Annotated in this window: 22 protein-coding genes and 1 tRNA gene; 12 read left to right on the forward strand and 11 right to left on the reverse strand. The window is 58.8% G+C overall.

Translation table 11 applies throughout. The features are described from left to right. The first annotated feature begins 84 nt into the window (after positions 1-84). The 11 genes from fumC (at position 85) to AB2N04_RS17420 (ending at position 9149) form a co-directional block, all read left to right on the forward strand. Positions 85-1476, forward strand: coding sequence for a class II fumarate hydratase (gene fumC / locus AB2N04_RS17370; RefSeq protein WP_367715865.1), 1392 nt, complete (start codon positions 85-87; stop codon positions 1474-1476). A 173-nt stretch (positions 1477-1649) separates the two neighbouring features. Further along, positions 1650-2033: a DoxX family protein gene (locus tag AB2N04_RS17375; protein ID WP_367715866.1), complete on the forward strand. Its 384-nt coding sequence runs from the start codon at positions 1650-1652 to the stop codon at positions 2031-2033. A 230-nt stretch (positions 2034-2263) separates the two neighbouring features. Continuing rightward, positions 2264-3025, forward strand: coding sequence for a TVP38/TMEM64 family protein (locus AB2N04_RS17380; protein ID WP_367715867.1), 762 nt, complete (start codon positions 2264-2266; stop codon positions 3023-3025). Positions 3026-3052: 27 nt separating this feature from the next. Further along, the gene (locus AB2N04_RS17385; RefSeq protein ID WP_367715869.1) at positions 3053-4477 is read left to right on the forward strand and encodes an NAD(P)/FAD-dependent oxidoreductase; all 1425 of its coding nucleotides are present in this window, start codon (positions 3053-3055) and stop codon (positions 4475-4477) included. Positions 4478-4539: 62 nt separating this feature from the next. Then, complete coding sequence (locus AB2N04_RS17390; RefSeq protein ID WP_367715870.1) at positions 4540-5994, forward strand: sensor histidine kinase; 1455 nt, start codon at positions 4540-4542, stop codon at positions 5992-5994. Positions 5995-6134: 140 nt separating this feature from the next. Further along, positions 6135-6211: transfer RNA gene (locus AB2N04_RS17395), tRNA-Arg, on the forward strand. A gap of 176 nt (positions 6212-6387) precedes the next feature. Then, positions 6388-7299: a site-specific integrase gene (locus AB2N04_RS17400; RefSeq protein WP_367715871.1), complete on the forward strand. Its 912-nt coding sequence runs from the start codon at positions 6388-6390 to the stop codon at positions 7297-7299. Then, positions 7296-7673, forward strand: coding sequence for a helix-turn-helix transcriptional regulator (locus tag AB2N04_RS17405; protein WP_367715872.1), 378 nt, complete (start codon positions 7296-7298; stop codon positions 7671-7673). The genes AB2N04_RS17400 and AB2N04_RS17405 overlap by 4 nt, the downstream gene beginning before the upstream one ends. Before the next feature lie 107 nt (positions 7674-7780). Beyond that, positions 7781-8125: a hypothetical protein gene (locus tag AB2N04_RS17410; RefSeq protein ID WP_367715873.1), complete on the forward strand. Its 345-nt coding sequence runs from the start codon at positions 7781-7783 to the stop codon at positions 8123-8125. Positions 8126-8414: 289 nt separating this feature from the next. After that, complete coding sequence (locus AB2N04_RS17415) at positions 8415-8777, forward strand: hypothetical protein (RefSeq protein WP_367715874.1); 363 nt, start codon at positions 8415-8417, stop codon at positions 8775-8777. A gap of 33 nt (positions 8778-8810) precedes the next feature. Further along, positions 8811-9149, forward strand: coding sequence for a hypothetical protein (locus AB2N04_RS17420; RefSeq protein ID WP_367715875.1), 339 nt, complete (start codon positions 8811-8813; stop codon positions 9147-9149). A 29-nt stretch (positions 9150-9178) separates the two neighbouring features. Here the strand turns inward: AB2N04_RS17420 and AB2N04_RS17425 are convergent, their stop codons facing one another. From AB2N04_RS17425 to AB2N04_RS17475, 11 genes are all read right to left on the reverse strand, one after another. After that, positions 9179-10972 carry an ATP-dependent helicase gene (locus tag AB2N04_RS17425; RefSeq protein WP_367715877.1) on the reverse strand — a complete coding sequence of 598 codons (1794 nt, stop codon included), beginning with the start codon at positions 10970-10972 and terminating at the stop codon, positions 9179-9181. Continuing rightward, positions 10953-11942, reverse strand: a complete 990-nt coding sequence (locus AB2N04_RS17430) for an ATP-dependent endonuclease (RefSeq protein ID WP_367715878.1) — start codon at positions 11940-11942, stop codon at positions 10953-10955. The genes AB2N04_RS17425 and AB2N04_RS17430 overlap by 20 nt, the downstream gene beginning before the upstream one ends. Positions 11943-11979: 37 nt before the next feature. Continuing rightward, a complete protein-coding gene (locus AB2N04_RS17435) occupies positions 11980-12762 on the reverse strand; it encodes an AAA family ATPase (RefSeq protein WP_367715879.1) in 783 nt (260 codons plus the stop codon). A 7-nt stretch (positions 12763-12769) separates the two neighbouring features. Further along, positions 12770-13549 carry a Fic family protein gene (locus tag AB2N04_RS17440; protein ID WP_367715880.1) on the reverse strand — a complete coding sequence of 260 codons (780 nt, stop codon included), beginning with the start codon at positions 13547-13549 and terminating at the stop codon, positions 12770-12772. Beyond that, the gene (locus AB2N04_RS17445; protein WP_367715881.1) at positions 13464-14222 is read right to left on the reverse strand and encodes a hypothetical protein; all 759 of its coding nucleotides are present in this window, start codon (positions 14220-14222) and stop codon (positions 13464-13466) included. Before AB2N04_RS17445 ends, AB2N04_RS17440 begins: the two co-directional genes overlap by 86 nt. A gap of 499 nt (positions 14223-14721) precedes the next feature. Next, on the reverse strand, positions 14722-14901 hold the full coding sequence (locus tag AB2N04_RS17450; protein WP_367715883.1) for a hypothetical protein: 180 nt from the start codon (positions 14899-14901) through the stop codon (positions 14722-14724). Positions 14902-15163: 262 nt separating this feature from the next. Next, positions 15164-15445, reverse strand: a complete 282-nt coding sequence (locus tag AB2N04_RS17455) for a hypothetical protein (protein WP_367715885.1) — start codon at positions 15443-15445, stop codon at positions 15164-15166. Positions 15446-15467: 22 nt separating this feature from the next. After that, positions 15468-16778, reverse strand: coding sequence for a relaxase/mobilization nuclease domain-containing protein (locus AB2N04_RS17460; RefSeq protein ID WP_367715886.1), 1311 nt, complete (start codon positions 16776-16778; stop codon positions 15468-15470). Beyond that, positions 16775-17188 carry a hypothetical protein gene (locus AB2N04_RS17465; RefSeq protein ID WP_367715888.1) on the reverse strand — a complete coding sequence of 138 codons (414 nt, stop codon included), beginning with the start codon at positions 17186-17188 and terminating at the stop codon, positions 16775-16777. The genes AB2N04_RS17460 and AB2N04_RS17465 overlap by 4 nt, the downstream gene beginning before the upstream one ends. A 289-nt stretch (positions 17189-17477) precedes the next feature. After that, positions 17478-18101, reverse strand: a complete 624-nt coding sequence (locus tag AB2N04_RS17470; RefSeq protein ID WP_367715889.1) for a hypothetical protein — start codon at positions 18099-18101, stop codon at positions 17478-17480. Between the two features lie 71 nt (positions 18102-18172). Continuing rightward, positions 18173-19123: a LysR family transcriptional regulator gene (locus tag AB2N04_RS17475; protein WP_367715890.1), complete on the reverse strand. Its 951-nt coding sequence runs from the start codon at positions 19121-19123 to the stop codon at positions 18173-18175. 260 nt (positions 19124-19383) lie between these two features. Between AB2N04_RS17475 and AB2N04_RS17480 the strand changes: the two genes are divergently transcribed. Further along, positions 19384-20205 (forward strand): glutathione S-transferase family protein, encoded by an 822-nt coding sequence (locus AB2N04_RS17480; protein WP_367715892.1) that lies wholly within the window; start codon positions 19384-19386, stop codon positions 20203-20205. Positions 20206-20221: the final 16 nt, after the last annotated feature.

A 20221-nucleotide genomic window follows, 5' to 3' on the forward strand; every position in this document is an offset into this window, starting at 1 on the left:
GCGCCATTAAACGGCAGCACTTTTCGGGCAGGGACGAGCCACTCCCCCTGACCGACAAGCGAACCGACAATGGAGCACAATCGCATGTCCAACACCCGTACCGAGACAGATACCTTTGGCCCGCTCGAGGTTGCAGCCGACCGTTATTGGGGTGCGCAGACACAAAGGTCGCTGGGCAATTTCAAGATCGGCACGGAGAAGATGCCCGTCCCGCTTGTGCGGGCGCTTGGCATTGTGAAGCAGGCGGCCGCAGAAGCGAACCTTGAAAACGGAAAACTCGACCAAAAGATCGGCGAAGCCATGATCGAGGCGGCCAAAGAGGTGGTCGCAGGCAAGCTCGACGGGCATTTTCCGCTCTCCGTCTGGCAGACGGGTTCTGGCACACAGTCAAACATGAACACCAACGAGGTGATCGCGAACCGGGCCATCGAGATCCTGGGCGGTGAGATGGGCTCCAAGAAGCCGGTTCATCCCAATGATCACGTCAATATGGGACAGTCCTCAAACGACACGTTCCCGACGGCCATGCATATCGCGACCGGGCGCGAGGCTGCCGAGGAGCTGCTCCCGGCACTGCAGTATCTGACCGAGGCCCTTGAAGAGAAAGCCAAGGCGTTTGACGGGATCGTGAAGATTGGCCGCACCCACACGCAGGATGCAACGCCGTTGACGCTCGGGCAGGAGTTTTCGGGCTATGTGGCAGCTCTTGAACTGGGTGCAAGGCGCATCGAGGAGAGCCTGAACGATGTCTACGCACTGGCGCAGGGGGGCACAGCTGTCGGCACCGGCCTCAACGCGCCCATCGGCTTTGACAAGGCGTTTGCCGCCAAGGTCGCAACCATTACCGGCCTCCCCTTCCGCACGGCCGAAAACAAGTTCGAGGCGCTGGCGAGCCATGGCGCGCTGAATGCGTTCCACGGCATGCTGAATGCGCTTGCTGCCGATCTCTTCAAGATCGGCAACGACATCCGCTTTCTGGGCTCCGGTCCGCGCTCGGGTCTTGGCGAACTGAAGCTGCCGGAAAACGAGCCGGGCTCCTCCATTATGCCGGGCAAGGTGAACCCCACCCAGGCCGAGGCGCTGACCATGGTCGCCACACAGGTGATGGGCAACCAGACCACCGTCAGCATCGCCGCCAGCCAGGGCCATTTCGAACTCAACGTGTTCAAGCCGGTTGTGGCCAATGCCGTATTGCAGTCGATCCGCATTCTCACCGATGCCATGCGCTCCTTCGCCGACAATTGCGTAAAGGGCATTGAGGCCGACGAGAGCCGCATCGCAGACCTCATGCAGCGCTCGCTGATGCTGGTGACGGCGCTCGCACCGGCCATCGGCTACGACAATGCAGCAGCCATAGCCAAGGCCGCCCACAAAAACGGCACCACGCTGCGCGAGGAAGCGTTGAAAAGCGGGCTTGTTTCCGAGGAGGATTATGACCGCCTCGTGCGTCCCGAAAAGATGATCGCGCCCGCCTGACCGTCGCGCCATATGCAAGGCACCGGTCTGGAGCGGGCTTGTTTCCAGACCGGTAAGTTTTCCGTATTGTTACTTGTTCTGATGACACAGTGTAACCAATGGGGCAGTTTTTCTGCACAATCTGCTGGCGTATACCCTGAGCGAAAATCAGTATTCTCATAGGAAACCCAGCAATGCCCCAGAACGCACTCGTCCTCATCGGCCGTATCCTCATCGCGATCATCTTTGTCGTTTCCGGTTTCGGAAAAATCACCAATATCGGTGGCACAGCCGGCTATTTCGGCAGCATCGGCCTGCCCTTGCCGGTCCTCACGGCCTGGATCGTCGCCCTGCTTGAACTCGTTGGCGGCCTCGCCATCATGGCTGGCTTTCAGACACGGATCGCCGCCATTCTACTCGCACTCTTCAGCGTCGCTTCCGGTTTCATCGCCCATTTCGACTTTTCCGATCAGATGCAGAGCATCATGTTCATGAAAAATCTCTCGATGGCTGGCGGTCTTCTCGTGCTGGCAGCCTTTGGCCCCGGCGCCCTCTCGCTGGAGCGCTACAGGACCTGAAGCCAGGGCCGTCAATCACGAGAGACCGCTTGCGAGCGGTTCGAGCCCGGCTTGACGCCGGGCTTCTTTTTTTCAGGCCTCATCGGTGTATCACGGATCGGTGAACTGGCGACGACCACACCTCAAAACCGGGTGAGGCACCGCTTCTTTCATTGCACGAGCGCAGCGCCACGCGCATTTACAGTCAGTTACCTCACAACGGTGGACTTCTTGCCGAGGAGGCATGAAAGATGGCGATGATGCAGACACTCGACAAAGAAAACCCCAAATCCGAGCAGCGTTCGAGGGTGAAGCGCTTTCTACCTCTGATTTTGCTGTTTGCAGGGCTGGCCTGCGGTTATTTCCTCGGGCTGCATCGCTATCTTTCGCTGGACTTTCTATCCGAAAGCCGCGGCTTCCTGCGTGATTTTGTTGCCGAAAACCCGTTTCTCGCTCCATTTGGATTTGCTGTTCTATATGCGCTCGCTGTCGCCTTCTCGTTTCCTGCCGCATCCATACTGACGCTGTTTGCGGGATTTCTGTTTGGCTGGCTCCTGGGCGGGGCACTCGTCGCCGTTGCGGCCACGATCGGCGCTTCGGCCGTATTTCTGGCGGCACGGGGTGCGCTTTCCGGCGTTCTGACGCAAAAGATCGGCGGGCGTGTCTCACGCATGGCGAAGGGTTTCGAGGACGATGCCTTCAGCTATCTTCTCGTGCTCCGGCTTGCCCCCATCTTCCCGTTCTGGGTCGTCAACATAGCGCCGGCCCTGTTCAATGTGCCGTTGAAGACCTATGCATCAGCCACCTTTCTCGGCATTTTGCCGGGCACCTTCGCCTATGCCTATCTCGGTCACGGGCTGGACAGCGTGCTGGTCGCCGCAGGCAATGCCGGACGGGAGGTGACACTCGGCGATCTGGTGACACCGCAGCTCACCCTCGCCTTCGCAGCGCTTGCCCTCGTTGCGGCAATTCCGGTCGTGGTCAAGAAACTGCGACGTTCACCTGAAGCCTGACGGCCAATCAACCGAGAGAATGTATGAATGACCCGTCTGACCCCTGATATCTGTGTCATTGGTGCCGGTTCCGGCGGCCTGAGCGTCGCGGCGGCAGCAGCCGCTTTCGGTGTGCCGGTCGTGCTTGTCGAGCGGGGCAGGATGGGAGGGGACTGCCTGAATTATGGCTGCGTGCCTTCCAAGGCGCTTATCGCCGCTGCAAAACAGGCGCACCTGATGTCAAATGGTGCTGGTTTCGGCATCGCCCCGGCCGAAGCGGAGGTGAATTTCCGTCAGGTTATGAAGCACGTGGCAGCAACCATTGCAGCCATTGCCCCCAACGACTCTGTGGAACGGTTCACCGCGCTCGGCGTTCAGGTCATCCAGGAAGAAGCCCGGTTCACAAACCGCCGCACCGTGATTGCCGGTGACTACGAAATCCGCGCCCGCCGCTTCGTGGTGGCGACCGGCTCATCGCCTCTCGTTCCGCCGATACCCGGCCTTGAAGATGTGTCTTACCTCACCAATGAAACCATCTTTGCGCAGACCCGCAAACCGGCACATCTGATCGTGGTCGGCGGCGGGCCCATTGGCATGGAGCTGGCGCAGGCGCACCGCCGTCTGGGCAGTGCCGTCACGGTTGTGGAAGCCCTCACTGCGCTCGGCAAGGACGACCCCGAGCTTACAGCGTTTGCTCTGCGCAACATCCGGGCCGAGGGCGTCGATGTACTTGAACATACGAAGGTCGCCGGTGTGGAAAAACGTGGCCGCACGGGCGTGCGTGTTCACATTGAGGACGAAAGCGGAGCACGCAGCATCGACGGCTCCCACCTTCTGATTGCCACGGGCCGGATTCCCAACATTGCCGCGCTGGGCCTTGACCGGGCCGGCATCAAACATGACCGACGCGGCATCAAGGTCTCCGACAAGCTGCGCACCAGCAATCGACGCGTCTATGCGATCGGTGATGTAACAGGCGGTCTGCAGTTCACCCATGTGGCAGGCTACCATGCCGGCCTTGTCATACGCGCATTGCTCTTTCGTCTTTCCGCCCGGGAAAACCGGAACATCATCCCGTGGGCGACCTACACAGACCCTGAAATCGCGCATGTGGGGCTATCCGAGGAGGAAGCGCGTAAAAGCCACCGGAAAATCAACATATTGCGCTGGCCCTACAGCGAAAACGATCGCGCACAGGCTGAGCGCAGAACCGAAGGGCTGATCAAGCTCGTCACCGACCGCAAGGGCCGTATCCTCGGTGCCTCCATCGCTGGCGCCAATGCGGGCGAGATGATCAATTTCTGGGCGCTCGCCCTGTCCCGGAAGCTCTCCGTCCGAGATGTCGCCGGCTACGTTGCGCCCTATCCGACCATGACCGAGATTGGCAAACGGGCGGCAATCACGTATTTCACGGAGACGACACGCAGGCCTCTGGTACGCGCGGTGGTGCGAATTCTGCGCCGTTTCGGCTGATGCATTCTCCAGGCCGTGCGAACGGGTCAAGAGCCGCGAACGGCGCAGGAAAACGCTGAGCAATGGCAGAAAAAACGGCGGGCGACATCAGCCAACGACAAAACGAGACGGGATCGGTTCCTCTCACGCGTGGGCTTTCGACCAAGCTTCTTTTTCTGACAGTGCTTTTCGTGATGATCGCCGAAGTGCTGATTTTCATTCCCTCCGTGGCGAATTTCGGCATGCAGTGGATGCAGCAGCGGCTCGACAATGCTGCCGCTGTCAGCATCATCCTCATGGAGGGGGAAAACGACACGCTTGCGCCGGAGATCCGCGACGAGCTTCTGATGGCCACAGGCGTGAAGGCGATTGCCGTGCGCGATGCAGACGTTTCGCGCATACTTGTCGTCACCGACATGCCGCCGGAAGTGGACGAGCACATCGACCTCGATGCAATCACCCCGCCGGCCGCCATTGCCCGGACATTTTCGACCCTGTTTTTCGGCGGTGATCGAATGTTCCGGATCTTCGGCACTGTTGGTGACACGGGCAAGGTTTTCGAGATTTTGATTCCCGACACCGGCCTGCGCAACGCCATGCTGATCTATGCGCGCAATGTCACATTTCTCTCGCTGATCATCTCTCTCTTCACGGCCACACTCGTTTTCTATGCCATCAACCGGATCATGATCCGCCCGATACGCGCCATGACGCAGTCCATGCTCTCCTTCGCCGCAGCCCCTGACGATCCGGGGCGCATCATCGAGCCGGAGATTCGTGGGGATGAGATTGGCGTGGCCGAGCGTGAACTGGCCCGCATGCAGGCAGCCCTTCAGAAAACACTCGGAGAGCAGAAGCGGCTGGCAGATCTGGGCCTCGCCGTATCCAAGATCAATCACGACATGCGCAACATGCTGGCATCCGCACACCTCATCTCCGACCGGTTGAGCACGATTGAGGACCCCGCCGTCAAATCGCTCACGCCGCGCCTTTTGCGCACGCTGGACCGTGCCGTCACCTATTCGGAGGGTGTTCTCAACTATGGACGCACACAGGAGGCGCCGCCAAGCCGCCGCCGGCTGCGTCTTCACGCACTGGTCGAGGAGGTGCGCAACGTGCTGCCGCTCGATGTCGACGCCAGAATCGAATTCGCCAATGCGGTGGACGAAGACTTTGAGATCAGCGCCGATTCGGAGCATCTCTTCCGTGTGCTCTCAAACCTTTGCCGAAACGCCGTGCAGGCGATGGCTGGCGACAGCGATCCATCGGTGGTCAAGCGCCTGACCATCACGGCAGAGCGTGAAGATCACACGGCGCGCATCTATGTGAACGACACCGGTCCAGGCCTCCCGCAAAAAGCCCGCGAGAACCTCTTTGCCCCCTTCAGGGGATCCGCCAAAAGCGGTGGCACCGGGCTTGGTCTGGCGATTGCCCAGGAGCTTGTCCGCGCGCATGGTGGTGCACTGGAACTGGCGGAAAGCATTGGTGGTCATACGGTTTTTGTCATCACGCTTCCCGACGCAACGCCACCGGCATGAGGCCTGTATCAGCCATCGGCGGTGCCTGTGCAGATATCTCGAAAATTCCTTCGATAGCGCTTGCAATTCTGCGCGGCACTCGCTAGGTAACCGCGGTCGGCAGCAACAATTGCTGCTTCGACGGTCGTTCAAACGACCACGCGCCCGTAGCTCAGCTGGATAGAGCACCAGACTACGAATCTGGGGGTCAGAGGTTCGAATCCTTTCGGGCGCGCCATTTTCTTCAAAGACTTAGCAGCGCTTTCGTCCTGACTGTTGATGTCGCCGTCACATTGGCGTCACAGTGAGGCAACATTGGCGTCCATCCGAAAGAGGAACGGGAAATGGCAAGCTCAGGTCCGCCGGAAGGGCAACAGAGCTCTATCGAAAACGTTCCCGACCAAACGTGAGGCAATGGCCTGGACACGGAGGATCGAGGCAGAACTCGATACTGCGCCGGAGACGGTAGCTGAGCCTAACGCTCTCCCATCTCTCCATGAATTACTGGAACGCTACCTACTCGAGGTAACTCCGAGGAAGCGTGGCGCATCTGTTGAATCTTACCGGATTCGGAAGCTGCAACGGCATCCCATCGCGAAATTGCGTGCCGATCTGGTGGGACCAAGTGCGATTGCTGAGTATCGAGATGAGCGGTTGAACAGCGTCTCAGGCGAGACTGTTAGGCAGGACATTGTCCTCCTCAGTCAGGTGTACGGAACAGCTCGCAGAGAATGGCAGCTGTCACTTCCAGCGAACCCTACTGCTGATGTGCGGAAGCCTCCTCCGGCAAAACCACGCACTCGTCGCGTCTCTGACGCCGAACTAAATAGCCTGCTCACCAGAGCAAAAAGCTTGCGCAATCCCCTAGTGGAGGCAATCATTCGTTTCGCGCTAGCCACTGGAATGCGTCGTGGAGAGATTCTTCGGGTGCGTTATAACGACGTTGACTGGCATCAACGCACGCTGAATATACCCCTGACGAAGAATGGACACCCCAGGGTAATCCCGCTGACACAAGCCGCAATGGAAATTCTCCAGGATAGGCGAGACGCAGAGAGCAAAAGTGAGCTGGTTTTTCCCATCTCGGCAAATGCGTTCAAGCTGGCGTGGCAACGCCTTAGGCAACGAGCAGGGATCGCTGATCTACGCTTCCACGATTTCCGGCACGAAGCTGTCTCGCGTTTCTTTGAGATTGGCCTTTCTCTACCAGAGGTGGCGCTAATATCGGGGCACAGAGACCCAAGACAGTTGCTGAGATATACGCATATGCAAGCTGCTAAAGTTGCGCAAAAGTTACATCAAGCACAACGCGGGATAGGGGAATGAAGGAACAGCGGTATCTGACGCTACAACAGTTAGCTGAGAGGCTACAGGTGACAACACGAACGCTACGTCATTGGGCGCAGCAAGGGAAACTTCCCGGCGCGGTGAAGCTCTACAAGTGTTGGCGCGTTAAACCAGATGAAGTTGTTTCTTGGCTGAACAGCTTAGAACAGCCGTCAGCGGCTACACCTAGTAGAAGTAGAATGTTTGCATGGCCATCCGAGGTGCTAAAGGAACAAGCCGTCAGGCGCACGCCGCAGAACGAAGCTTCCCTAAGCGGTGCGGAAGATCTAGAGGCAAAGGTGCAACGGCTTCTTAAACGCCGAAAAGAGCGTGAAGCGCAGAAGCAAAGACAAGTAAAACTTGGTGAAAGCTGACGCATCTTATAATCAACTTATCCTATAGTACTGCCAATTTTATTACTTTAATTTGCCCATCCCTGGACCCACCTAGTCTCCATCCTACAACCTAGAGGGAGACTATAATGTCTTATCTATACAACCTTTTCTCCAGCATTGATTCCGGCGATATCGTCATCTCCACCTTCAAGCCAAACAAGATTGAAAAATATCCCATCGCGGAGATCGCGAAAGCCGAGAAGCGCATGCTGGAACTTGCGCCAAAGCAGAATGTCTACTTTGGCGTTGCGCCGATGCAGCCGGGCAAGAGGGGGCGTGGCAAAAATGCAGACGCATTGGCTATGCCCATGTTCATGATCGATTGCGACATCAAATCGACCGAAGCGAACGTGCACTCCAAGAACGAGCTGCTGTTTGAATCCCTAGAGGGGTTTCACCTCATGCGCTGTCGGGATTGCCTTCTATCGTAGTCGCGACCGGCAATCGCTATGTACAAGCCTCGCTCAGATTTTCGATGAACTGGGGAACGGGCTCATTCTCCGGGGCACTCCGGTACAGATCGACAAGTATGACCGCGTGCCCAGATTGACGGCACAGTAAGCCTACGATCTCATAGCGGCAGCACTAAACGAGTACCGCGTTGCCCTCCGCAATTTTCCGGCGCGTCTGGTAATCCACAAATCGTCGAATTTCACGCCCGAGGAAATTGACGGCATCGAAGGGGCTGTCCAAGACCTCCACATTGATGCCGTTGATTTCGTGACGATACTGGATTCGAGACTGCGGCTTTTTCGGGATGGCAACTATCCCCCCTTCAGAGGAACGCTTGCCCGCGTCGAAGACAACAGGCTGCTTCTCTACTCAAGAGGCTCTGTCTGGTACTACCAGACCTATCCTGGTCTGTATGTTCCGCAGCCGATCGAGCTGAGGGTCGTCAAGTCAGAAGAGTCACCCACGCTGATTGCAAAAGAAATCCTGGGGCTGACAAAGATGAACTGGAATAACACCCAGTTTGACGGGAAATATCCTGTCACGCTCGGCTGTGCGCGAAAGGTGGGCGAGATTCTCAAGTACCTTGAAGACTCGGAGACTCCTCAAATCCGATACGGCTACTATATGTGATGTCCCGGTGCAGATGGATCGGGAGAGTTCGTCATGGATGAACAGAGACGTCGTGCAATCGCCTACGCAGCAGCCCAGAGGATCAATGGCAGCGGAAAAGGGACAATTTACAGTCACGACTCATCAAGCCATACGCATATCACCGGCAGCGGTTCTAATCTGTACGACCATGAAGCGCAGGCGCATATTACCGGCTCCGGTTCCAATCTGTACCATCACGGCAGCCAGTCGCACATCAGTCTTCAGGTGAACGGCACGAATTTCTCCGGCTATGACCACGACTCCGGCCATCACTACCAGGGGTCGGTGAATGGTCAGTCCGTGCAGATTTACGACCACGGTGAAGGTCGTTACTTCAGCTACCAGGTCTAGGGATCGCCGCACTTTCTGGAGGTGGTTTATCACCCCTCTGCGAGGCGATTCTCGACCTCTGTGATGAAGCGTGAAAGGCTATGGGCGGAGTACATCAGATGTAGCTCGCTCTTGGCCCTGGTAAACCCGACATAGAACAATCGCCGGGCTTCGATTACCTGCGTAGCGCTAGGATTCGAAAACGGAATACGGCCGTCGTCGATCCCGAACATGATGACGACGGAAAATTCACGTCCCTTGGAGCTGTGAAGCGTCGATAGCTTGAGACTATCGTTGCCTTCACCCTGGCCAGCAAATGTACCGAGCGTCATTTCCTGACAGTCGCCGGTGATCGTTCGTTCGATGAAGGCGCCGAGGGTTTCTCCTTCATCCTGAAGCGTCCGGCAGACCGCAACAAGGGGTTCGATCACGGCTTCGTTCAGATCGGACAGCCATTGGGAGAGTGAGAGGCTGGCGTCACGGTGATCCCACAGGGTTTTCAGAAGTTTCCTCTGAAAAGCCAGAAACTCATCGTCGGTCCGCAGTCCTTCATAGAACAGGCGTTGCCCGTCATTGACCACGCGGCTGAATCGCGGCTGGCCGCTTTTCCATCCGCCGCAGCACCAAACGGCGCACAGTTCGAGCCACCGCATTAGCCGGCTCGATCTTGGATAGAGCGCGTTTCCGTCCGTTCGGAGGTAGGCGAAGCCGTGTTCTTCTGCGGCTTCGGCGACGGCGTTACCGATCCATGCAGCGGGGTAGAGAATAGCGATCTCACCGAGACGAAGATCGGGATGGCGGGCCTGTATTTCAGGCAGCAGAGTCGTGAACAAATATTCCGCGTGATTTGCATACTGGCCGGTTCGCGGATGGAAATAGATCGTACCCTCTTCAGCGCCGTCGACGGCCTCGTAGTCGCGTTCTTCGCCGAGGGCATAGCCTGATGCCGTGACGATTTTCGATCCGCAGCGGTAGTTCAGGCGAAGGCGAACGGTTTCTACGTCATCGCGCCCGGCAAGTTGCTGGAGCAGTTCCGGGTGAGCCCCTGTAAACCCGTAAATGGACTGATCGGCGTCCCCGACCGCGAGCAAGCGCATCCCTGCACTGAAACAAAGCCCCATCACCATGCGATGCAGGGCACGGCCCAAGTCCTGATATTCATCGACCGCCAGTATCGGGAACTTCGCCAGCAAGGCTTCTTGCAACCATTCATTGGCGCGAAGTGCGCGCACTGCCAGCAACGGCATATCGTCGAAATCGATTTTTCCCAGTGCACGAAGTTCTTCCTCGAACGCTTCGACGAGGCGGGCGAGTGCCGGATCACGTGTTCGCCATTCTTCCGATTCCCGATTGAGGATCGAGCGCCGGTAATTGCCCATCCTGAAATCCCAGTTTTGCGGATTGTCAGGGCCGGCAATCGTCCGGTTGAAGGCGCGTTCTAGAGCGAGCGCTCGTTCAGCCCTTGTCGCCACGGAAAACTCGTCCGGCAGTCCGAGGCCGGCGACCTTCGCATAGGGCATGACGATTTGCGTCAGTGAGAACGAGTGCACGGTACCGATGAAGACCCGCCCACCGGATTCGACACCAAGCGCTTCAAGGCGATCTTCCAGCTCTCGCGCACATTCGTTGTTGTAGGTAATACAGGCGAGCCCGCGTGGATCTTCAACATCCTCGGCGAGCATCCGCGCGAGCTTGATAGTCAGCGTCTTGGTCTTGCCGCTCCCCGGCCCGGCAAGGACGACGCAGTGCCCCTCGGACTCGTAGGCAGCCCACTGACCGTCATTTTCGCGCAGTTCTTCAGCGGCTTTGAGATAGAGCGCGCTGCTAGACACGGTCCACCACATACGCGATCGCGTTCTTGATATAATCCGGCGGCTTAATCCCGGCAGCGCGTGAAGCAAGCCTTTGCGCAAAACGGCCTTTGCCGATCACTTCGATAAGCTTGAGATAATTGTCTACATCAAGGGAAGAAGGATCGGCTTCCCATCCATCAATCCAGCCTTGGCGCTCTGTGCTGAAGCTGGGTTCTTGCAGAGTCTCGATGATCTGGTCCGAAAAGTCGTTTTCGAACAGATCGACTTCGAGCGTGTAATCATTGATGAAGATCCCGAAATCTTCGCATCTTTCGCTGAATCCTACCTCGTTCTCCTCGCCGATCAGTGTTTCTAGTTCCTCGAGGACGGCAGCTGGCGCATGGCCGGTGCGCTGGCGCTCGACGGCGTTTATCAGTTTAGTAGCACGATTGATGGCAAGCGCCTTCTTTGTGCCCGCCTGTGGGTCCCAATCGGTCATAATCGAGAAGGGGATGCCGAGAGCTGTCAGGAACTTGGCGTAGGGCTTGAAATTGGTGCCAGCGACCGAGCAAACTGTGATGCCAAGATGGTCCAGCTCGTGCCCAAGCGAGCACGCAAAAGTGGGCATCAAAAATCTCTCTGCGTCGCCCTCGACTAGGATGATGCCACGGGCGAACAGCATCTCTGCGCGCGTGATATCGAGGTAGCGCGCCAAGTCATCTGCTTCTGCGGTCGTCAGCGAAATGCCTGCGGTAGATCGCCCGACGGTGCCATGATCGCCAGCGTCCTTAAGCAGCAGCAGAGAGCGGAGCGGTGCGATGCTGGCGATATGAGGCGAGTGTGTCGTGAGCACGATAGAAATCGGCTGGTTGTCGTCGCCGCCGCTAAAACCTTCGAAAAGACGTCGGTATACAGAGCGCTGTAAATGCGGATGCAGATGTGCTTCCGGTTCCTCGATGGCGAGCAGCATATGATCGCGCTTGTTCTCATCCATCAAACGCTTCAGCTCCAGCGCTTTCAACGTTAGAAAGACGATGTTCGCCGAGCCGAGACTCGCATCATTGATTCCGCGTAGGGCCGTTGTCGATTAGCAGCCTGATATTGCGGTACAGTCTGGCGACGTCGGTCGCTCCGAAGCCAAGCGAGGGTTTGATATCCTGCTTCGGGCCGCTCATTGAGGCAAACAGTGCTCCGAGATCGTCTTCGAGTTTCTTCACCGACGTGAAATCAGTCAGATGGGAGGTGGCCTCTTCGATCGACTCCTTGATGTCGTCCAGATCTTCTGTATCGACGCTGGCAAAGGCGCTTTCGATCAGCGGGCGCAGCGGGGATCGTCCCCAATTCCCCAAGTCGCTTTCGGCGTCGCGGAGAGCGGGGAGTACGTCCATCGTGATTCTGCGCCGGAGCCGGTGTCCGAATATCTTGTTCTCGCTTTCACCGCCGTAGCAGATGAATTCGTAATCTTCTCCGGAAGCTGGCACCCCTTCGAGGTCCGGTCTTGCGCGGAATTCGTAAGTAAGCCGTACTGTGTCGGCGTCATTATCTAGGCGAAAGTCTGTAAGTGTTGCGAGGATATCGGGATCATCGTCGAAGTTCTGAATCTCGACCGAAATGATGATTTTTTCGTCGGGCTCAAGCGGATCGAGCCCGTCCCAGAAGTCCGCCAAGCCGAGCTGCCGTGCGCTGTCCGGCAGAGTCGGATCGAATATCAGGCGCAGGGCGTAGAGCAGGTTGGTCTTGCCGACCCTGTTTTCACCGACGATGACGATATTTCCGGCGAGCTTGACATCGAGCAGCTTGAAGTTCCTGAAATTCTCGATCCTGATGCGCGATAAATGCATAACGTCCTCAAATGGTCTCAGTTGAAAAGATGTCGCCATAGCTCGCCTCGATTCGAGCGACTTCTTCCTCTGTGAGGGCGGCAAATTCCTTCTCTTTGGCCCGGTTCGATAGCTTGCCGTCATTCTGCTTGAGGAAGCGGAAGAGCAGATCGACAGTGCGATCAGGCATTTCAATCATGCCTTCGACGCCTCGGCGGAATTCATCGTATCGCCGCAGGAATCGAGTCTCGTAGGGTAGATCATGCTCGATGGTACGCTTGACGCATTCATAGAGAAATTCCGCGTGTGGGGTGGCGTCGAAGAAGCGGTAGAAGTCGCCTGTGTCGTTCAGAACCCTGACGTTGAACTTCTCGGTCGGCTCCCACTGGACCAGCGGCAACATGCGCTGCGAATAGGATTCAAGCGTCTCCCGGTATTGATCGATTTGGTCGAGGATCGCGGCCGAGACTGGGAAGACGACGCCGGGCGGATTATAGCCGCGCTCGGAGAGTACATGATGGATGAGGTAGCGGTGAAGGCGGCCGTTTCCGTCCTCAAAGGGGTGGATATAGACAAAGCCGAACGCGAGGGTTGCGGCCGCAATGACGGAGTCCATATTCTGCGCCGGGCTCCGATCGAAGGCGATCATACCGTTCAGCAACGATGGCAGGTCTTCGTGGCGTGCACTGACATGGTCGGGCAAAGGCAAGCGAGTATCGCGATCATGGTCGCCGACGAAGCCGCCTTCGTGGCGGAAGCCGAGATTGATGAAGCGGGCGTCGCCGATAACGATGCGCTGAAGGCGCAAGAGTTCGTCCTCGTCGAGAGGCTGTTTGCCAGCTTCGCCGATCGCACGGCCCCCAGCGCTGAATGCGGTCTTGTGGGGGGCTTTCACCCTCGATTGCGTAGCTGGATTTCGAATCCTTCAGTAGCAGGAAAGCTGCCGTGCGGGCGAGGACGTCACGCGGCACGTCGGCGATGATGTCCTTAGCTCGCTGCGGCAGGTCATCGGCGATGAAGTGATCGAGTCGCTTAGTTCTGAAAACCAGCGGACAGAATTCGGGGGTGCCGGGCAGGTTGTTGCGCAGCCGATAGCGCGGCACCGTCTCGCCTTCGATGCCCCATTGCAGAGCGGGATCGAGCACGGGGACGTATTTGCCGGTCTGGGCATCGGGTAGGTCCAGACGCTCGCCGGTCAGCCATTCGTAGAGGAACCAGATACGCCGTGCGTAGGAGCCAGTCGGCTTGTCCCTGACGATCGCTTCGATCGGGGTTGGTCCGGTCGCAAGAAATAGGCGCTTTAGGACGGCTAGGTCGAGCCCTTCGTATTTGAGGGCGAAGGTCAGATGGCCTTCCAAGCTGGCGTCTGGCGCGTGGCGCGGCGTCATGATCCGCCAATTGTCCCGCTCCAGGATGCGGTGATGCGCACCAATGGCGCTCAGCGTGCGCGGCAGCGGGGCGTCTACCCTGTAGGCGTCCATCAGCGCGCTGTACCCGGCTGGCGCAGCAGGTTCAGGAAGGCGTCTTTCCTGAAAAACGGTCACTACGCCTGAAAACTGGTTCTGTGTGGCCGAAGTCATGAAAACGGTGCCTTGTTCTGGTTATGCAGGTTCTAGAGAAGCAGCCTCACTGAAAAACAATTCTATCACGTGAAAAACGGTTCTGTCATGGATTTTTCGTGAAAAAGGGGTCTGACGGCCCGTCTCCCTTCAAGACCAAGCCCTTCGGGCGAGCCAGCGGTTTCCCCGCCCTTCCGCGCTTCGCTTGTGCAGGGCGGGTGATCCCCCTCCGCTGGCTGCGGTCTTGACGGCTTCCCCCGCTCATTGGCGCGGGCCTAGTCCGGTTGCAGGGCAACCGGCTGGCCAATTTATAGATGGGCAGGCGGGCGTTCCGCGCACATTAAACGATATGCGTGGCGATAGCGGACCTGGGACCGAAGTCAGGGATATGCGGTTGGCCGCGAGGCCAGCCGCACCGGCTTTAGAGCCGTGGAGCACGAGCCGCCAGCTCATGCTCGATGTTGCGGATCGATTCCAGCGCATCGTCGTGCTCTTGCGAGCCGCAGGCGGCGCGGGTGAAGGCGCGTTTTGCCTCTCCGAGCAGACAGTGCAATTCGGCGGTGCTGCGTGTTGCCGCTTCAAAACGTGAGACGAGTTTCATTGTATCCTCCTTCGTTTCAAGGAGGCCCCCGAACCACTCAGGGCCTTTCGGCCCCGGCACATATCATCGGCCTGGGAAGGCCTGATGGTTCGGAATCGGATTGAAACGGACAGGTGGATGCTGAAAAGGTGTCCTCATGGATTGAGGCGGTCAGCCACGCGAGCCGCAGAATTTTCAGAAGGTGCTGGGAGAGCAGGACGAGGCTTTGCCCCGCGCTGGATGCGCGAGGCCGGTGCTACAGGAGCTGGAGCCTAGACGGACATCAATTGAGTTGTTGCGGCAAGACAGTAACCACGCGCTCAAAGCCGGGATCGTCGATGACGACAATTTCGTATCGGTACTCCGAGCCGATGCAATATTCCTCCATCAGGAAGCGCCAGACCTCGCCCCAAAAGGCCCGCCCCGATTTTGTTGGCCAATGCGTCATCCGCCATTCGACTTCGCCAATCGGGGAAAGGTTGGCCCTTTCACAAGCGGTCTTCAGTGTCCGGGCGGTGTCATAGACACGGCGCGGCACATATGTTGTCCAGTCCGGATTTTTCATCTCAGGCTCCCTTCTGCTTTCGTCATTCCATGCGCGGGCTGCGCGTTCTCCTGCGCCTGCGCTTGCCGGAGCGGCTGCGGCCCTCGCGTTCGGGTTTGCGGTCTTCGTGCTGTCGTTCCGGCGCGGCCATATCGCGGTAGCGGGCGATGTCCTGGCGGAGCAGGAGCAAATCGGCCTGCTGCTGCTCGCGCTGGCCCTGGATTTCCTGTTGCAGGGCGCGGCGCTCATCGAGCTGCCGGATGATGAGGTTTTCGCGTTCGGCGCGGTCGCGCAGCGTGGCCTGCCAGGCTTCGTGCTCGTTCTGCTTCCTGATCCGGCCATAACGGCCCGTGATCCGGTGCCAGATGCCGGAGAAGCCGCGCGGCAGGCGGGCAGCCCGTGCTTTTGTTTCGGCGAGCCAGCGCTCTTCGTGCGCTTCCTTCAGCGCCTGTCGCTCATGGCGGTGACGCCCGGTCAATTCGCTACGGCGGAAGGTAAGAACTTTCAGCCCGCGTTCGGCTTCGCGTTCTGCGTCCTTGATGAAGCTCTGGAGCTGTTCGGTCATTTGCGCGGCCATCGCGGCACGGGCTTCGTCGGCAGAAGGTAGTTTCTTCGGATCGCCGAGGCGGGCGGCGACTTCCTTGGTTTTCGCGCCGGTCAGGCGGGTGAGACTGTAAATCTCGCCGCGATAATCGACGGCGACGAAGCCGCGCCGGTCGCCACGCGCGAGCGTGAAGCCGCGTTCTTTCAGGGCAATTTCGAAGGCCGCGCCGGAATCGGAGTGCTTCCAGCATTTCTGGAAAAGCGCCCTGAGCTGCTTGGGATCGAGCCCGGCACGGCGGGCCTGCTGCCACTCGGCGCGGCTGAAATTCAGTGGATCGCGCAGGCTGCGATCCTCAAGCCCGCGCGGCATGTCCCAGCCATGGTCGCGATAGAGCTGCTGCGAGACATCGCGCAGCTTGACCTTGTAGTGCGGCATGTTGAGCGCCCGCATGCGCTCAGGGTCGATCCGCGACCAGACAACATGCGCGTGCCGTCGCCCGTCCTTTTCATGGAAGACGACGGCGCGCGGCTGGTTCTCCAGGCCCAGCTTTTCTTCAATTTGTGAAATCGCCTGCTCGAAGGCTTCGATGCTGACATTCTCCCCCGCAGGCGGGTTCAGGCTCATCGAGAAGAGATGCTTGCGGCAGCGTGTGCCGCTGGCAATGGCATCGGCCTCGTGGAAGGCACCGAGCAGATCATCACTCGCAAAGCCGCGCACGTCATGCAGCTCGACATGATCGTTATCCCGCATGGCAAGCAGGTAGCGGGCGAGCTGCGGGCCGTCGCCGCGTTCCTTGGCCTTGAGGATCATGGCCCGTCCCCCGGATTCTTGCCGAGCGCGCGCAGCAGATCGGCCCGCAGGGCGGACACCTCCCGGCAGGCTTGCTGAAGATCGGCTTCGGTTTCAGGGGTGACGGGCAGCGAGCCCGTGTTCACGGCCTTGGCGAGCTGGTTCAGATTCGAGGACAGGCGCGATTGGCCGAGCGCCGCCAGGACGCGCGCCAGCGCTTCGTGATCCTTGACCGGGCTGTTGCCCTGCCGTTTGCGCGGGGCGGCATTCTGGCCGAACAGCCGCTCGCGGATATAGACGCCGAGCGGCTTGCGGCCTGCTTCTGCCAGTAACTGCGCCTTCTCGGCGTAGGTCAGCCGCAGCGAGAAGGGCGAAGGATATTTCGCCGGTTTATCAGCATGTTGGTGAAACTCATGGCGAAGGATCGTCATGGCCGCACCTCAGACCCTTAGCCGGGTCTAGCTGTGCGAGATGGCGCTCCCATTCATCCAGCACCTCGAAAAGAGTGTTCGAACTCTCTCCTTCGAGGTGCGCCATTTGTTTCAGGTCCATTCCGAGGACATGCTTTACATTTGATACCGGAGAGATGGGTTACCCTTTCTCCGGAGCGAATGGGTTTGATGCTGGTTCGACACGATCCTCCTTATTCGCGAAGAACCCCAGATCATGGTGCGTGAAGGAGACCGGCCAGGCCTGCCCCCCCGCCACTCTTTGCAGGCATCAGGGTTCGGGCAGAACGACGGTCTCATCCCAGAAATATTTGACGGTCATCTCGATCCGGGATTCCATTATTTCGGAAGGGGTGCCGCCAAAATCGACCGTCTGGGCCGGGGTGGTTGTCTTGAGGTGCCGCTGGACCGGTCGCATGGTTTCTGGATCAAGCAGGGTAACCACCTGCGAAACGGATTTGAGGGGCTCGACCGTTTCCTGTGTGTGGGCAAACCGCAGATGCGAAACGCCATCAATCGTTTCCGTGTCGCACGCCGTGTCGCGAATAGTTTCCCGAAGGGATGCATTGCGTGCCAGCGTTTCCTCCAGCCAGTTCTCCGGCCGCATGCGGGAACGTTGCCAGGTTTTGCCGTCGCGGGATGTGTATTCCTCAGACCCAAGAACCAGAACGTGAACGCCGGTCTCTCGCACGGACTGACGAAAATGGCTGTAATCGCGAAACCATTGCTGCGTGTGTTGCACGGGCGTGCCGCCCATGAGCGTTGTGGTTTCGATGCGGTAATTCTGCCAGGTCTCGCCCTGAGCCAGCATGGCCTGAATATCCTCCCTGCAGCCGGCGCCTGCCGGCGTGGCAAGCGGTAGAGCCATGAGAAGGGCAATGAGAATGCGGTTCATGATCAAGCTCCTGTTGCTGCCTGGGACTGGCCGAGCACGTGCCCTGCATCCGTAACGCACCCATGCGCCCCTTACACGGGCAACGGCCGCTCGCCTTCGTTCAGCGGCGTCAGGATATCGCCAATCAGGCCGCGCATCCAGCGATGGGCCGGATTGTCTGTCGATCGCTTGTGCCAAACACCAACGATCAGAGCCGGTTCGACCGGCATTGGCGGCTTGTAGAGCGCCAGGTTTCTGGAAGGTGCCAGTCTCTCGGCCAACTGTCGTGGAACCAGCGAAATCAGCTCGCTTTCGCCGACCACACGGCAAATGCCCGAAAAGACCGGCATGGTCATCACGACCCTGCGGCTGCGCCCGACACGCGCAAGTGCCGCATCACCGGCGGCAGCGTGCTTTCCTTCGGGCGAAAACAGGACATGTCCCATCTTGCAGAACAGATCCATCTCGACCACATCGCCGGGACGGACGCACGCCCGAGCCAGAACCGGATTGTCTGCCGCTGCAATGACCGCGTAGCTGGAGTGGAAAAGCGGACGACGATCGCTCCACTCGGGGAAATCCAGATGCGGCATCAGAGCCATGTCGGCCTCGTAGCGATCCAGCGAGTCGAGATAGCTGTTGGGCACCAGATCGATCAGCTGCATGCGCATGAGTGGTGCGGCGCTCCGCAGCTTCCGGGCAAGTTCCGGCATCAGCATCTCGGCAAAGAAATCCGCTCCCGCGAGCTTGAAACTCATCGTGCTGGCCGCCGGGTCGAACGCCGGAGGTGCCAGCAGCGCCTCCAGACGGGCAAGCTCCGCATTGAGTGGCAGCGACAGCGAAACGGCATAATCGGTGGGGCGCAGCCCCTGCCCCTGGCGCACGAACAGCTGATCGTCCAGTGCATGACGAAGCCGGCCCAGCGCCCCCGACACCGCCGATTGCGACATGCCGAGCCGCTCCCCCGCCTTGACCGTTGAACCTTCTCTCAGCAATGCATCGAGAACGCGCAGCAGATTGAGATCAAAGGTCGCAAAATTCATTTTGGCGATACACTCTATCCAATCAAACGATTTTTCAGATTAATCCCTCCCTGCTAAACAATGCAATCACGAGAGCGCTTTCGTTTCCCTGACCTGGGCACATGGAGGAAACGATGCCTGAAGCAGTGTTCAGCGCCCGCAAAAGCAACGGGCTCCGTTGCAAGACGACGGTTTTGCCATCCTTAGCAGGTGGTGCCATGTCGACCATGGAGGGCTGCTCACCGGCGGGGGGAAGCTCCTGCGATCGCATGGAGTAACCCATGTCGTCGAAACAGACCGCAAGATCGATTGTTTACCACATACCGGCCTGCCCTTTTTCGCAGCGGCTGGAGATTCTTCTGGCACTGAAAGGGCAGAGTGCGGCTGTCGAATTTCGTGTGGTCGACATCACGATGCCCCCCGATCCCGAACTCCTCGAAAAAACACGCGGCACCACCGCGCTTCCGGTGCTTGAAACGCCGCAGGGAGGCATTTTGAAGGAGAGCCTGGTGATCCTCGACTATCTCGACGAAATCGTTGCGGGACCGAGGGTGCGGCGCCTCGATCCCTACGAACACGCGGTCGAAGCCATGCTTATCGCCAAGGAAGGCCCGTTCGCCATGGCTGGCTACGGGCTGGTCATGAATCAGGACCCCGCGGTGCGCGGGAAGAAACACGACCGGCTGCTCCAGCTCTACGCGGAGCTCAGCGACTTTCTCACGGCGTATGGGAATGAAACGAACGAGGACGGCGTGTTTCTGTTCGGCGGTTTCGGGCTGGCCGAGGTGGTGTTCACCCCGCTCTTCGCACGCTTCTGGTTCCTCCAGTACTACGAGAACTTCGATCTACCCGATGATCCCCGCTTCTCCCGGGTTACCCGCTGGCGCGATGCCTGCCTTGCGCATCCGGCCACGCAGCAGATAGGCCGCGAGGAGATCGTCAAGCTCTATTATGATTATGCCCTCGGATACGGCAATGGCGCCCTGCCGCCGGGACGGACCGTCTCGAGTTTCGCGGCTCGGCCTCACTGGCGTAAGCGTCCCTGGCCGCCTTCGGAAAAATATGGGCAGGCAGCGAACGACAGGGAGCTCGGGCTCGTGTGAGACGGCCTCGCCGCCC

It is taken from the genome of Nitratireductor sp. GISD-1A_MAKvit (genome assembly GCF_040819555.1).
Taxonomy (GTDB): domain Bacteria; phylum Pseudomonadota; class Alphaproteobacteria; order Rhizobiales; family Rhizobiaceae; genus Nitratireductor.